Below are 13867 nucleotides of genomic sequence, written 5' to 3'. Positions count from 1 at the left end.
ATGCACGCGGTGCTGCGTTTGCTAAACGGTATTGCGTTGCTCGCCTGGCCGTTGCTGGTGTGGCTGGCGCTGACCAGGCCGCAATGGCGTCTGCTGTTGCTGCTACTGGCCTTGCTGTTTGTGCTGCGTGGCTGGAGTCTGCGTCATTCGCGCGGTGCGATGGCACGTATCGGGTTATGGATGGCGCTGATCGGCAGCGTGTTATGCCTCGCCAGCCTGCTGTTACGTGGGCAGCATCTGCTGCTGTGGTATCCGGTGGTGGTTAACGCGCTGCTGTTGCTGCTGTTTGCGTCATCGTTGTGGCGGGGGATGCCGCTGGTGGAGCGCATTGCGCGCCTGCGTGAACCGCAGCTCCCGGCGCGCGCGGTGCACTATACCCGACGGGTGACCCAGGTGTGGTGCGGCTTTTTTATTTTCAATGGCGGCGTGGCGCTGATGACCTGCCTGCTGGCGGATCTCCGGCTCTGGACGTTATGGAATGGTTGCATCAGCTATCTGCTGATGGGGGCGCTGATGGGGAGCGAATGGTTGCTGCGTCAGCGGATGAGGAAACAGGCATGAAAGCTCAGGCCATCGCGCATTGGCTGTACGCGGAAGATCGCGTCGTTGCCTGGCAGGGCGCGCAGCAACATCGGTTAGCCAGCATGCGGCAGCAGGTGATGGCGTTGTGCGCACGGCTGCGGGCGCTGCCAGGGCAGCAGTGGGCGCTGTGCTTTGACAACAGTTACCACTTTACTGTAGCGCTGCTGGCGGTGTGGCATGCCGGGAAAACTCCGGTCATCCCTGGCCATTGTCGCGCGGCGCAGCTGGAGGAGATGACGGGCTGTTTCGACGGAGTGATCAGCGATATGCCATTGGCCCTGACGCTGCCGCATCTGCTTTGGGATGGTGCTGAGGCCGACGCTGAACTGGCAGACATCGCCCCGGATGCCGCGCTGGTGCTGTTTACCTCCGGATCGACCGGCACCCCGCGTCGCGTGGTGAAATCAATCCGGGCTCTGGACACCGAAGCACAGTGGCTGGCGGCGCTCTGGGGAGAACGTCTGCGGCTGTGCCATGTGGTTGCCTCCGTCAGTCACCAGCATCTGTATGGCCTGACGTTTCGCGTGGTGCTGCCGATGGCGCTCGGTTTACCTTTTGCCGCGCAGCAACTTTTGTACAGTGAACAGCTGGCGGACCTTGCCCCGGCACACCGCTATGCCTTTATCAGCAGCCCGGCCTTTTTACGTCGGCTGGACCCGTCACTCAATTTGCCGCGCTGTGCGCTGATTATCTCTGCGGGCGGCGCATTAGCCTGGGCTGATGCCCGTCATACGCAACAGCGTTTGGGTTGCCCGGTGGATGAAATTTATGGCAGCACGGAAACCGGCGTCATTGCCTGGCGTCAGCTGGATGCGGAACAGGTGGCCTGGCAATGTTTTCCGCAGGTGCGCTTGCAGCCGCAGGATGACGTGCGCTGGCGTGTCTTTTCGCCATTGCTGGAGCTTGCGGGTGGCTGGTTGCTGGACGATCACCTGATACAACTTGAATCCGGCCATTTTCAGCTGGCGGGGCGTCAGGATCGTGTGGTGAAGATTGAAGATAAACGCGTGTCACTTAGTGAGATTGAACGCCGTTTGCTGGCTCTGCCGGAGATTGAGGATGCCGCCGCGTTGGTGATTCAGCGCCATGGACGTCAGACGATAGGCGTGGTGCTGGCGTTAGCGCAACGGCTTGATCCAGCCACGCTGGCGCAACGTAAACAACAATGGAAACAGGCGCTGCAACCCTGGCTGGAGTCGGTAGCCATGCCGCGTTACTGGCGGGTCGTCACAACCATTCCGGTTACCGCGCAAAGCAAGCGCGCCTGGCCGCAAATTGAGGAGCTTTTTCATGTTGCCGGTTGAACTTGATGCTCAGCAGCAGGCTACTGCACTGACCCTGCGTCTGCATGTGGCTGCCGATTTGCTGTGGTTTCGTGGTCATTTTCCCTCCCTGCCGATTCTGCCTGGCGTAGCGCAACTCGATTGGGTGCTGTACTACGGTCTGACGCGCCTGGTGCCGGGTAAGGCGTTTGCGTCGATCGAGAACATAAAATTTCAGCAACCGGTGCTGCCGGACGCCGAGCTGGAACTGCATATCAACTGGCAGGCGGAGAAATCCGTGCTCAGCTTTCAATATCGGTTGTTATCCGATGACGCCATGCCGGTCGCCAGCAGTGGGAAGATCCGCCTGTGCTGAATGCGCCTTTTACCCCCTGCGTGCTAATCCCTTGTTATAACCACGGTGCGATGCTGGCGTCGGTGCTGCAACGCCTGGCACCGTTTAATTTGCCGATCATCATTGTTGATGACGGTAGCGATGCGCAGACCCGGCAGCAAATCGCCGCACTCAGTGCCCCGCAGCTGCGTATTCACCGCTTAGCTGAGAACCAGGGGAAGGGCGCTGCGGTGATCGCCGGGATGCGCGTGGCAGCAGCGGCGGGTTACAGCCATGCGCTGCAACTGGATGCCGATGGCCAGCATCAGGTGGAAGATACGCCACGGATGCTGGACGAAGCGCGTCGCCATCCGCAGTGCCTGATTTCCGGGCAACCGCTTTACGATAACTCAATTCCCAAATCGCGCCTGTATGGCCGCTACATCACCCATCTCTGGGTGTGGATCGAGACCCTTTCCCTGTCGCTGAAAGACAGCATGTGTGGTTTCCGCGTTTATCCGCTGGAGCCGTCGCTGGCCCTGTGCAATCGCCAGCCGCTGGGGCAGCGGATGGATTTTGATACCGAAATCATGGTGCGTCTCTACTGGCAGGGTACCCCAAGTCGTTTCCTGACAACGCGCGTCACTTATCCGCCGAGCGGCGTCTCGCATTTTGATGCGCTGCGCGACAACCTGCGCATCTCATGGATGCACACCCGTCTGTTTTTCGGCATGTTGCCACGTATCCCGCAGTTGCTACGTCAGCGTGGTGAGGCGCGCCACTGGTCGTCAACGCCGGAACGCCGCGGACAATGGGGGCTGCGCTTTATGTTGTGGCTCTATCGCCACGCCGGACGGCTGCCATTTGTGCTGCTGCTATGGCCGGTGGTGGCGCTCTACTGGTTTAGCGGGCGACGGGCACGCGCGGCATCGCAGCAGTGGCTGGCACGGGTGCAGCACTGTGCACAGCAGCAACATCAGGCATTGCCCGCGCCACTCAGTAGCTACCGTCATTTCCTGCGTTTTGGTTACAGCATGCTGGATAAGGTCGCGAGCTGGCGTGGTGACCTGCGCTGGGGACGCGATATCGATTTTGCTCCCGGTGCCGAAGAGGTGATCCGCGCGGCTGAAGGTCAGGGCCATCTGATCCTTGCTTCACACCTCGGTGATATCGAAGCCTGCCGTGCCATGGCGAAGCAGGTGAGTGGTCTGGTGATCAATGCCCTGGTGTTTACCGACAATGCCCAGCGTTTTCGAGCGGTACTGGAAAGCATTGCACCGCAGGCCGGTGTCAATCTGATGCCGGTGACGGATATCGGGCCAGACACCGCGATTCTGCTGCAACAGAAGCTGGACGCGGGGGAATGGGTGGCGATTGTCGGTGATCGTACTGCTGTGCATCGCCAGCGTGGCGGTGAACGACGCGTGATATGGAGCGACTTTCTCGGCCAGCCCGCCCCCTTTCCGCAGGGGCCGTTTTTACTGGCAGCCGCGTTACGTTGCCCGGTGCTGCTGATGTTTGCCTTGCGTGAACAGGGCCGATTGCGCGTGCACTGTGAGGCCTTTGCCTCCCCCTTAGTTCTGCCGCGTGCCACCCGCCAGCAGGCCCTGCAACAGACGGTGGATCGTTATGCCCGACGCTTGCAGTACTATGCGTTTCTGGCCCCGCTGGACTGGTTTAATTTTTACGATTTCTGGACGTTACCGGCTGAGGAGAACCGCGATGAGTGAGATCGAGCACCGCGCCGAGGTGGAGATAGTGGTTTCATTCAATGACTGCGACCCGATGGGCGTGGTATGGCACGGCCATTATTTCCGTTTTTTTGAGGCGGCACGTGAGGCACTGCTGCGCAGCGTGAATTACAGCTACAACGAAATGGCGGCCAGCGGCTATGTCTGGCCAGTGGTGGATGCTCGGGTGAAATACCGTTTGCCAATACGCTGTGAAGAAACTCTCCGCGTCAGCGCCGCGATTACTGAATATGAGAACCGCCTGCGTATTGATTACATCATTCGTAACGCCGTGGGACAGGTGACCACCAAAGCGCACACTATTCAGGTGGCGGTGGACCAAACCACGCAGGAGATGTGTTTTGTCTCGCCTGCCATTCTGTTTGAACGCCTGGGAGTCCAGCCTTGAAACGTTTTTTTATGACTATGTTGCTGCTGCTGTGCAGTGCCAGCGTCAGCGCGGTGACGCTCGACCAGCTACAACAGCGCTTTGCCAGCCAGCCGGTGATCCGCGCCAACTTCGTTCAGGTGCGGACCATTGCCGGTATGGCGCAACCGCTGGTGTCACGCGGGCAATTGCTGATTGCGCAGCAGCAGGGGCTATGGTGGCAGCAGAACACGCCTTTTCCCATGACCCTGCTGCTGGATGACCGGCGCATGGTGCAGAGCATCAGCGGCCAGCCGCCCCAGGTGATCACCGCCGACAGCAATCCGCAAATGTTCCAGTTCAACCATCTGCTGCGTGCGTTATTTCAGGCCGATGAGAAAGTGCTGCGGGAGAATTTCACCCTCGAATTTCAGGCGCAGGGTAAGGATAACTGGCAGCTCGGTCTGATACCGAAAGCGGCGCCGCTGAATAAAATCTTTAACCGCATCGATTTGCAGGGGAGCGCGTTTCTTCAGCAAATCCGCCTCGATGACAAGCAGGGGGATAAGACAGAAATCACCCTGAGCGATACCCGTACCGAACCCGGCCATCTGACCGATGAGGAGCGCGCGCGTTTTGCTGTGGCACCGTGAAAAAAACCTGGCGCGGCTGTGGTTGGTGGTATGCCTGGCGCTGACGATGGCGCTGGCGCTGTTATTACCGCGCAGCCAGATCAATAGCAGCGTGCTGGCGCTGTTACCGCAGCAGAATCTCGGCCAGGCCCCGGCAGAGATCCAGCAGGCGTTTATGCAGCGTCTTGATCGGCAACTGGTGTGGCTGGTTAGCACCGACGGTGAGGACGGTGAGGCCGCGGCAGCCTGGTGGCAGGCGCAGTTGCAGGCGCTGCCGATGCTGGCTCAGGTCAGTGGCGCGATGGACGATCAGCAGCTGCAACGCTGGGGCAGTTTCGCCTGGCAGCATCGTAATGGCTTGATCGACGAGGCCACGCGTGCGCGTCTGCAACATGGCGGCACTGCCCAGGCGGACTGGATTCTGGCACAACTGTTTTCCGCCTTTGCGGGCGTCAGCAGCCAGGAATTACAACAAGATCCGCTGCTGCTGGTGCGCGGGGCGCAGCTGGCCTTGCAGCAAAATGCCAGCAAAATGGTGTTGCGTAATGGCTGGCTGACGGTGAGTGACCCGCAGCAGCGCCGCTGGTACTTCCTGCATGGCGAACTGGCGAGCAATGCCTTCAGCATTCAGCAAAGCCATCAGCTGGTAACGGCACTCCAGCAGCGGGAGCAGCAGCTGAAAACCCGCTGGCCAGATGCCCGGTTGCTGACGCGCGGCACGGTGTTATTTAGCAATGATGCCAGCCAGCGTGCACAACACGATGTGGAGACCCTCGGCAGCGTCACGCTGGGGGGATTGCTGCTGCTGATTTGGCTGGTGTTCCGCTCGCTGCGCCCACTGGCATTGTGCGCGCTGTCGGTGGCGATTGGCGCGATGGCGGGCACGGTAGCGACCTTGCTGTGCTTCGGTGAACTGCATCTGACGACGCTGGTGATGAGCCTGAGCATCGTCGGGATCTCGGCGGATTATACCCTTTACTATCTGACCGAACGCATGGTGCATGGCAACCAATCCACACCGTGGCAAAGTCTGGCTAAAGTGCGTGCCACGTTGCTGCTGGCACTTGCCACCACCGCCATTGCCTGGCTGCTGATGTTAATGGCTCCGTTTCCCGGTCTGCGGCAGCTGGCGGTGTTTGCCGCCAGTGGCCTAAGCGCCTCCTGCCTGACGGTGATCTGTTTTTATCCGTGGCTGGTGCGTGGTCTGCCGGTGCGTCCGGTACCGGGTATGGTTTGGCTGGCGCGCTGGCTGGCGGCGTGGCGGCGTAATCGCGCATTGATGTGGGGGCTGCCTGCGCTGGTGGCGATGTATGCGCTGACCGGCATTCTGCAACTGCGGGTGGACGATAATATTGCTCATCTGCAAAGCGCTCCGGCGCAGATGCTGGCGCAGGATCGCCAGCTGGCGCAACTCACCGGCCAGCAGGCCGATCAAACCTGGTTTGTGGTATGGGGCGATAATGCCCAGCAAACCCTGCAACGCCTCAGCGCGCTGGCACCGGCGCTGCAACAGGCGCTGCAACGCGGCGATATGTCCGGTTATCGGCTGCTGCCGCTCAACTCGCTGGCGCAGCAGCAACAGGATGTGGCGTTGTTGCACCAGGCGGCCCCGGCGATGGCAGCCCGCCTGCAACAGGCGGGCGTTACACCAGCGCAGGCCGATCTGCGTGCTATGCCGGTGACGCCGGAAAACTGGCTGGCAAGCCCGCTCAGCGAGGGCTGGCGTTTGCTCTGGCTGTCATTGCCGGATGGTCGTAGTAGTGTGCTGGTGCCGGTGTCAGGGGTACGCAACAGTGGCGCGCTCCAGCAACTGGCAATGCAGCAGGAGGGAGTCAGCTGGGTTGATCGCAAAGCCAGCTATGATCAGCTGTTTGCCTTCTGGCGCACCCTGCTGAGCGGTTTGCTGGTGCTGGCGCTGCTGCTGATTACCCTGAGCTACCTGATCCGCCTCGGGCTGAAAGCGGGTCTGCGCAGCGCACTACCGTCCTGGCTGTCGCTGGCGGCAGCGCTGGCTACACTCGGCTGGATCGGTGCCACGCTCAACCTTTTTGCCTTACTGGCGCTGATTCTGGTGCTGGGGATCGGTATCAATTACACGCTGTTTTTCAGCAATCCACGGGGTACGCCGCTGACCTCGATGCTGGCGGTGACGCTGGCGATGATGACCACGTTGCTGACGCTGGGCATGCTGGTATTCAGCAGCACAGCGGCGATCAGCAGCTTTGGTACGGTGTTGTGCAGCGGCATCTTCTGCGCATTTTTGCTGGCCCCGCTGGCCGCTGGGAAAAGAAAACCATGATCAAGAAAAGCCTGATTTTACTGCTGTTAAGCCTGCTGCTCGGCGGCTGTGCGCAGCAGACGGCACAACCCAACCGGCCAACCGCCTGGCTCAAACCGGGCGTCCGCGTCACCTTGCCTGCTCCGGGCATTTCTCCGGCGTTTCAGCAGCAACAGCTGCTAACCGGTCATAACCAGGGCAAAACGCAATCGTTGCTGGTGTTGCTGGCGGCGGATGAGCAGCACATCAGCCTCGCCGGATTGTCATCGCTCGGCATTCGGTTGTTCAGCGTCACGTATGACGCCAGTGGCGTCCATACTCAACAGATGATGGCGTTGCCGGAGATGCCGCCAGCCAGCCAGGTACTGGCCGATATTATGCTCAGCCACTGGCCGATTAGCGCCTGGCAGCCGCAGTTACCCAGCGGCTGGCAGTTACAGGATATCGGCGATCGGCGCGAGCTGCGTGACCCCTCCGGCACGGTGGTGACGCTGATTCATTATCAGCAACGCGGCGGGCAACGTGACCCCATCAGCATCGAACAACGGGCTTTTGGTTATCAGATTCAGATTCAAACCCTGGACGCATCATGATTTATATCTCGGCTTACGGCATGGTCAACGCACTGGGCAACAGCCCTGCGCAGATCGCCGCGCAATTGCAGCAGGGCGAGGCTCCCGGGATGCAACCGCGCGACGGCTGGTTGCAGGCAGGTAAATGCTGCTGGCTGGGGGAGGTGCAGGGCGAGCTGCCCGCCATCCCGCAGGCGCTGGCGGCGCATAATACCCGTAATAACCGGTTGCTACTGGCGGCGCTGGCGCAAATTCGCCCGGCGCTGGAGGCCGCAATTGCGCAATATGGCCGCGATCGGGTGGCGGTGGTGCTCGGCACCAGCACCTCGGGAGTGGATGAAGGCGATCGTCAGGTCAGCGCGGGGTTAGACGGTTTTGACTATCGTATGCAGGAGCTGGGCGATCCCTCGCGCTTCCTGGCCGATTTTTTGCAGCTGGATGGCCCGGCCTACACCCTTTCCACCGCCTGTTCTTCCAGTGCCCGGGCGATTATCAGCGGTGAACGCCTGATAGCCGCTGGTCTGGCGGATGTGGCGCTGGTGGGGGGAGCCGATTCGCTGAGCCGTATGCCCATTAATGGATTTGCCAGCCTTGAGTCGTTATCGGAACAGCAATGTGCGCCATTCAGCCGCGATCGTGATGGCATCTCGATTGGTGAAGCGGCAGCGCTGCTGTTGCTAACGCGGGAACCACAGCCGCTGGCATTGCTGGGGGTGGGCGAATCATCGGATGCCTGGCATATGTCGGCACCGCATCCCGAAGGCATTGGAGCGGAGCGTGCGATGGTCATGGCCTTGCAGCAGGCGGGCTTAGCCCCTGAGCAGGTGGGGTATATCAATCTGCACGGCACCGCCACACCGCTCAACGATCAGGTGGAGGCGGCGGTGATTCATCGTCTGTTTGGCGATCGCGTCCCCTGTAGTTCTACCAAGCATCTGACTGGCCATACGCTGGGTGCAGCCGGTGCCACTGAGGTCGCGCTGTCTTTGTTGTTGCTGGAACAGCCGCTGCTGCTGCCCGCGCAGGATTTTTCACAATCCGAACGCGATCCCACGCTGCCGGACTGCGGTCTGATTAGCGAGCCGACCCTGCTGGTGCGGCCGGTGATTGCTTCCAATTCTTTTGCTTTTGGCGGGAACAATACCTGCCTGATTACAGGACGAATCGATGGCTGATTTTTTGCCGCCAGAGGCGTATTTACCGCATCGCGCACCCATGTTGTTGCTGGATCGTGTCATCAGCGTCACCGCCGATAGCGTGATTTGCCGGGTGACCATTGATCCCGAGGGAGTGCTGGCCCCGTTTCTTACCCCACAGGGTGAACTGCCTGCCTGGTTTGGTGTGGAGATCATGGCACAGACGGTGGGGGTGTGGTCAGGATTTCATGCCCGCGAGCAAGGCGTGACGCAGATTCGCCCCGGCATGCTGCTGGGTGGACGCGGCTATCGCGCGGCGGCAGCCACCTTTCCGGCAGGTGCGAGCTTGCAGGTGGCGATGCATTTGCTGATGCGCGATGAGCGCCTTGGCAGTTTTGAAGGGGAAATCCGCCACGGAGACCTGTGCCTGGCCAGTGGGCGGCTGAATACCTGGCAACCGGATGATGACGAATTACAACGATTATTAGCACAAGGAGAACACCATGACGCGTAGCGTGTTAGTGACCGGGGCGAGTAAGGGAATTGGACGCGCCATTGCATTGCGCCTGGCGCAGGATGGTTTCCATGTGGTGGTGCATTATCACCGTGATGACAGCGGTGCGATACACACGCTGGAACAGATTGTTGCAGCGGGGGGATCTGGCCGGACGTTGCAGTTTGACGTGGCGCAGCGTGAGATGACACGGGACGCGCTGGAGCAGGATATCGCCACGCATGGTGCTTACTATGGTGTGGTCAGCAATGCCGGAATCACGCGGGATGCGGCGTTCCCGGCACTGACTGATGAGGAGTGGGACAGTGTGATTCATACTAATCTCGACAGCTTCTATAACGTAATCCAGCCTTGTGTGATGCCGATGATTGGGCTGCGCCAGGGGGGACGCATTATCACGCTATCGTCGGTCTCCGGCATCATGGGGAATCGCGGCCAGGTGAACTACAGCGCGGCAAAAGCAGGCATTATCGGTGCTACCAAAGCGCTGGCGATTGAGCTGGCGAAACGCAAAATTACCGTTAACTGCATCGCGCCGGGACTGATCGATACCGGTATGGCCGGGCTGGAACCCCAGGTGATTGATGAAGCGCTGAAGCTAATCCCGATGAAACGCATGGGGGCAGCGGAAGAAGTGGCCGGGCTGGCAGGTTATCTGATGTCGGACATCGCCGGTTACGTCACGCGCCAGGTGATTTCAATCAATGGGGGGATGCTGTGATTCAGCGTGTGGTGGTAACCGGAATGGGTGGGGTCACCGCCTTTGGCGAGAGCTGGGCCGCTGTGGCCGCGCGCCTGAAGCAGGGCAAAAATGCGGTGCGTCACATGCCGGAATGGCAGGTTTACGCCGGTCTGCATACTCTGCTGGGTGCGCCGGTGGATGATTTTACCTTGCCTGAGCACTACACCCGCAAGCGGATCCGCGCCATGGGACGAGTATCGCTGCTGGCGACGCGAGCCTCCGAGCTGGCGCTGGAGCAGGCGGGACTGATTGGCAACCCGGTGCTGACCAATGGTGAAACCGGCATTGCCTATGGATCCTCAACAGGGAGCACCGGGCCGGTCAGTGAATTTGCCACCATGCTGACGGAAAAACACACCAACAATATTACCGGCACCACCTATGTGCAGATGATGCCGCATACCACGGCGGTCAATGCCGGACTGTTTTTTGGTCTGCGCGGTCGGGTGATCCCCACCTCCAGCGCCTGTACTTCCGGCAGCCAGGCGATTGGTTATGCCTGGGAGGCGATTCGTCACGGTTATCAGACGGTGATGGTGGCGGGCGGGGCGGAAGAACTCTGTCCGTCGGAAGCGGCGGTTTTCGATACGCTGTTTGCCACCAGCCAGCGCAATGACGCGCCGCACACCACGCCGGCGCCGTTCGATCAACAGCGTGATGGACTGGTGATTGGCGAAGGGGCGGGCACGCTGATTCTGGAATCGCTGCAACATGCGCAGGCGCGCGGCGCCACCATTTATGCCGAGCTGGTGGGTTTTCATACCAACTGCGACGCGGCTCACATCACGCAACCGCAACAGGCAACCATGCAGATTTGCATTGAGCGTGCCCTGCAAAGTGCCGGGCTGACGCCGGATCAGATTGGCTATATTAATGCGCACGGGACCGCTACCGATCGCGGCGATATTGCCGAAAGCCAGGCTACGGCAGCGGTGTTTGGTGCCAGCACACCGATTTCATCGCTGAAAAGTTATTTTGGCCACACGCTGGGAGCCTGCGGTGCGCTGGAAGCATGGATGAGTATTGAGATGATGCGTGAAGGCTGGTTTGTCCCGACGCTCAACCTGACACAGCCCGCCGCGGAGTGTGGTGCGCTGGATTACATCATGGGTGACGTGCGCCATATTGAGACGGAATATGTCCAGTCGAACAATTTTGCCTTTGGCGGCATTAACACCTCGCTGGTGTTTCGCCGCTGGCAGGGCATATAACGGAAACCCCGCGCAATAAATTGCGCTGCTACGAATCGCACACCACCGTAGCGGCACGATTTATCGTGCAATGATGTGCACCATGCTGAGAACCCCCACGGAAATCCTCCCTTTCGTCTGGAATTTGTAAAGAAATGCCAGGAATTTTCTTGCATTCAGCGCCGCTGTCCGCATAATCGCAAACCGCAATAATAATGATTATCAGTTGATTTTGCATTAGGGGATATCCATGCGCAGAATGCCTTTCAATCCCGGACTGAAACCGACGCTACTGGCTGTAATGGTCAGTGCCGGTTGTTTGCCAGTGATGGCTGCTACCACCAACACCACCGCAGATGCGGCGAAAAAAGAACAGAAAACGCTGACTGTAGTGGCGACACCGCAGAATGACTTCAAACCTGGCGGGAACGATTTAGTCCCGGCTTATCTTGATGGGCAGATCGCGCACGGCGGCCGTCTTGGCATGCTGGGTGAGCAAAATGCGATGGATGTCCCGTTCAACGTCATTGGCTTCACCTCGAAAGCGATTCAGGATCAACAGGCAAAAACCATTGCCGACGTCATCCGTAATGATGCCACGGTGCAAAACGTCAAAGGCTACGGCAACTTCGCAGAAAGTTACCGTATTCGCGGCTTCCGCCTCGATGGCGATGATATGACGTTTAGCGGCTTGCCGGGCGTTGTACCGCGTCAGGTGATGGATGCTTCCCTGATTGATCGCGTGGAAATCTTCAAAGGGGCTAACGGCCTGCTGAATGGTGCCGCCAGCACCGGCGTCGGTGGTCTGATTAACCTTGAACCGAAACATGCGGATGATGCGCCGCTGACCCGTGTGGGGGTTGATTACACCTCGTCCTCGCAGGTGGGTGGCAGCCTCGATATTGGCCGCCGTTTCGGTGATAACAACCAGTTTGGCGTGCGCTTCAACGCGGTTAACCGCGAAGGTGAAACCGGGGTTGATGGTGAGAAAAAACGCACCACAGCGGCGTCCATCGGTCTCGATTACCGTGGCGAGCGTTTGCGCACCTCGCTGGATTTCGGCTACCAGAAAAAGACGTTCCACGATGGTCGCATGGGCGTCAATATCAGCGGCGTTAACTCGCTGCCCGCGGTGCCTTCTAACTCCACTAACTACAGCCAGCCCTGGGTGTTCAGCGATGTTGAAAACGAATGGGGCATGGCCAAAGCAGAGTATGACCTCACCGATAGCTGGACGGCGTATGCGGCACTGGGTGCCCAGCATGCCCATGAAATCGGCAACTATGCCACGCCAAAACTGCTGAATACCGCAGGTGATGTGTCCATCAACACCTTCGAAACCAACCGCCGTCAGGACAATATGAGCGGTATGCTCGGGGTGCGTGGCAACTTCGATACCGGGCCGATCTCGCATAAAGTGAACGTTGGCTACTCCGCGTTGACCACCAATGCGAAAAACGCCTATCGCATGTCGTTGTCAGGTTACAACTACAACATCTACGATCCGGTGCAGGTGTCTCGTCCTGATCCGACCTATGCCGGTGGCGAGTTTTATGATCCGAAAACCACCGCGCGTACCCGTACTCAGGGCTATCTGCTGAGTGATACTCTCGGCGCGTTTAATGACACGCTGTTGTTCACCGTGGGCGCGCGTTATCAGAAAGTGTGGGTACGTAACTACGACTACAACACTCAGGAAGAAGACGTCAGCTCGCGTTATACCCAGAGCCGCTGGATGCCGACTTACGGCATCGTGTATAAGCCGTGGCAGACCGTTTCCCTCTACGCCAACCATACCGAGGCGTTGCAGCCGGGTTCAACAGCCCCTACCAGTGCCACCAACTATGGTGCTGTGACCGGGATTGCGCATTCGAAGCAGAATGAAATCGGTGTCAAAGGTGACTTTGGCCGCGTAGGGGGCACCCTGGCGCTGTTTGAAATCAAACAGCCATCGGGCATTCTCGACAGCAACAACGTCTTTGCCATGAATGGCGAACAGCGCCACCGTGGCGCAGAGCTGAATGTGTTCGGTGAGCCGGTACTCGGTTTCCGCCTCAACGCCAGCGCCACCTGGATTAATCCGGAAATGGTGAAAACGGCAAAAGGCCAGTACGACGGCAAACAGGCGATTGGCGTACCGCGTTATAACTATGCGCTGGGTGCAGAGTACGATATCAAACCGGTTGAGGGGCTGACCGCCACCGCGTTGCTGAACCATACCGGTTCACAATGGGCGGATTCTGCCAATACCAAACGTATCGATGCTTACACCACGCTGGATCTGGGGCTGCGTTATCGCACGAAGATCAACCAGAACGATGTTGTCTGGCGCGTGGCGGTGGAAAACGTCACCAACGAGAAGTATTGGGCGAATATCGACTACTCAGGGACCTACCTGACGCAGGGCGATCCGCGCACCTTAAAAGTCAGCATGAGCTACGACTTTTAATCTCTCAGCGGGGCGCGATTGCGCCCCGTTTTCATTTCGTGCTGAAATAATTCTTCATCTTTGGCCGCTTTCCATTACA

The 13867-nt window shown here is 59.2% G+C and carries 13 protein-coding genes; all 13 read left to right on the top strand.

Annotated features, from left to right (window positions below; all coding sequences use genetic code 11):
* A complete protein-coding gene (locus RCF31_RS05675; protein WP_416412781.1) occupies window positions 1–561 on the top strand; it encodes a hypothetical protein in 561 nt (186 codons plus the stop codon).
* A complete protein-coding gene (locus RCF31_RS05670; RefSeq protein ID WP_416412780.1) occupies window positions 558–1886 on the top strand; it encodes an AMP-binding protein in 1329 nt (442 codons plus the stop codon). Before RCF31_RS05675 ends, RCF31_RS05670 begins: the two co-directional genes overlap by 4 nt.
* The gene (locus tag RCF31_RS05665; protein ID WP_299445871.1) at window positions 1873–2220 is read left to right on the top strand and encodes a 3-hydroxyacyl-ACP dehydratase FabZ family protein; all 348 of its coding nucleotides are present in this window, start codon (window positions 1873–1875) and stop codon (window positions 2218–2220) included. Before RCF31_RS05670 ends, RCF31_RS05665 begins: the two co-directional genes overlap by 14 nt.
* Window positions 2221–2270: 50 nt before the next feature.
* Window positions 2271–3908, top strand: coding sequence for a glycosyltransferase family 2 protein (locus RCF31_RS05660; RefSeq protein ID WP_416413219.1), 1638 nt, complete (start codon window positions 2271–2273; stop codon window positions 3906–3908).
* Window positions 3901–4317, top strand: coding sequence for an acyl-CoA thioesterase (locus tag RCF31_RS05655; RefSeq protein WP_416412779.1), 417 nt, complete (start codon window positions 3901–3903; stop codon window positions 4315–4317). Before RCF31_RS05660 ends, RCF31_RS05655 begins: the two co-directional genes overlap by 8 nt.
* Window positions 4318–4328: 11 nt before the next feature.
* Window positions 4329–4928, top strand: coding sequence for an outer membrane lipoprotein carrier protein LolA (locus RCF31_RS05650; protein ID WP_416413218.1), 600 nt, complete (start codon window positions 4329–4331; stop codon window positions 4926–4928).
* Entirely contained in the window at window positions 4894–7206 is a 2313-nt protein-coding gene (locus RCF31_RS05645) for an MMPL family transporter (protein WP_416412778.1), read from the top strand. The genes RCF31_RS05650 and RCF31_RS05645 overlap by 35 nt, the downstream gene beginning before the upstream one ends.
* Window positions 7203–7778 (top strand): DUF3261 domain-containing protein, encoded by a 576-nt coding sequence (locus tag RCF31_RS05640; protein WP_416412777.1) that lies wholly within the window; start codon window positions 7203–7205, stop codon window positions 7776–7778. The genes RCF31_RS05645 and RCF31_RS05640 overlap by 4 nt, the downstream gene beginning before the upstream one ends.
* Complete coding sequence (locus RCF31_RS05635; RefSeq protein WP_416412776.1) at window positions 7775–8932, top strand: beta-ketoacyl-[acyl-carrier-protein] synthase family protein; 1158 nt, start codon at window positions 7775–7777, stop codon at window positions 8930–8932. The genes RCF31_RS05640 and RCF31_RS05635 overlap by 4 nt, the downstream gene beginning before the upstream one ends.
* The gene (locus tag RCF31_RS05630) at window positions 8925–9407 is read left to right on the top strand and encodes a 3-hydroxy-fatty acyl-ACP dehydratase (RefSeq protein ID WP_416412775.1); all 483 of its coding nucleotides are present in this window, start codon (window positions 8925–8927) and stop codon (window positions 9405–9407) included. Before RCF31_RS05635 ends, RCF31_RS05630 begins: the two co-directional genes overlap by 8 nt.
* Window positions 9397–10128 carry a 3-ketoacyl-ACP reductase FabG2 gene (locus RCF31_RS05625; protein ID WP_416412774.1) on the top strand — a complete coding sequence of 244 codons (732 nt, stop codon included), beginning with the start codon at window positions 9397–9399 and terminating at the stop codon, window positions 10126–10128. The genes RCF31_RS05630 and RCF31_RS05625 overlap by 11 nt, the downstream gene beginning before the upstream one ends.
* Entirely contained in the window at window positions 10125–11360 is a 1236-nt protein-coding gene (locus RCF31_RS05620; RefSeq protein ID WP_416412773.1) for a beta-ketoacyl-ACP synthase, read from the top strand. Before RCF31_RS05625 ends, RCF31_RS05620 begins: the two co-directional genes overlap by 4 nt.
* A 229-nt stretch (window positions 11361–11589) precedes the next feature.
* Window positions 11590–13788, top strand: a complete 2199-nt coding sequence (locus RCF31_RS05615; RefSeq protein WP_416412772.1) for a TonB-dependent receptor — start codon at window positions 11590–11592, stop codon at window positions 13786–13788.
* Window positions 13789–13867 lie beyond the last annotated feature (79 nt).

It is taken from the genome of Pantoea sp. App145 (genome assembly GCF_047947045.1).
Classification (GTDB): Bacteria; Pseudomonadota; Gammaproteobacteria; order Enterobacterales; family Enterobacteriaceae; genus Pantoea.
Note: the sequence above shows the minus strand (reverse complement) of the source record. Positions and strands in the feature narration are given on the sequence as shown.

Coding starts and splice junctions, on each gene's coding strand:
- RCF31_RS05675 (WP_416412781.1), top strand. CDS start 1: ATGCACGCGGTGCTGCGTTTGCTAAACGGTATTGCGTTGCTCGCCTGG.
- RCF31_RS05665 (WP_299445871.1), top strand. CDS start 1,873: ATGTTGCCGGTTGAACTTGATGCTCAGCAGCAGGCTACTGCACTGACC.
- RCF31_RS05630 (WP_416412775.1), top strand. CDS start 8,925: ATGGCTGATTTTTTGCCGCCAGAGGCGTATTTACCGCATCGCGCACCC.
- RCF31_RS05650 (WP_416413218.1), top strand. CDS start 4,329: ATGACTATGTTGCTGCTGCTGTGCAGTGCCAGCGTCAGCGCGGTGACG.
- RCF31_RS05655 (WP_416412779.1), top strand. CDS start 3,901: ATGAGTGAGATCGAGCACCGCGCCGAGGTGGAGATAGTGGTTTCATTC.
- RCF31_RS05670 (WP_416412780.1), top strand. CDS start 558: ATGAAAGCTCAGGCCATCGCGCATTGGCTGTACGCGGAAGATCGCGTC.
- RCF31_RS05660 (WP_416413219.1), top strand. CDS start 2,271: ATGCTGGCGTCGGTGCTGCAACGCCTGGCACCGTTTAATTTGCCGATC.
- RCF31_RS05645 (WP_416412778.1), top strand. CDS start 4,894: ATGAGGAGCGCGCGCGTTTTGCTGTGGCACCGTGAAAAAAACCTGGCG.
- RCF31_RS05615 (WP_416412772.1), top strand. CDS start 11,590: ATGCGCAGAATGCCTTTCAATCCCGGACTGAAACCGACGCTACTGGCT.
- RCF31_RS05635 (WP_416412776.1), top strand. CDS start 7,775: ATGATTTATATCTCGGCTTACGGCATGGTCAACGCACTGGGCAACAGC.
- RCF31_RS05640 (WP_416412777.1), top strand. CDS start 7,203: ATGATCAAGAAAAGCCTGATTTTACTGCTGTTAAGCCTGCTGCTCGGC.
- RCF31_RS05625 (WP_416412774.1), top strand. CDS start 9,397: ATGACGCGTAGCGTGTTAGTGACCGGGGCGAGTAAGGGAATTGGACGC.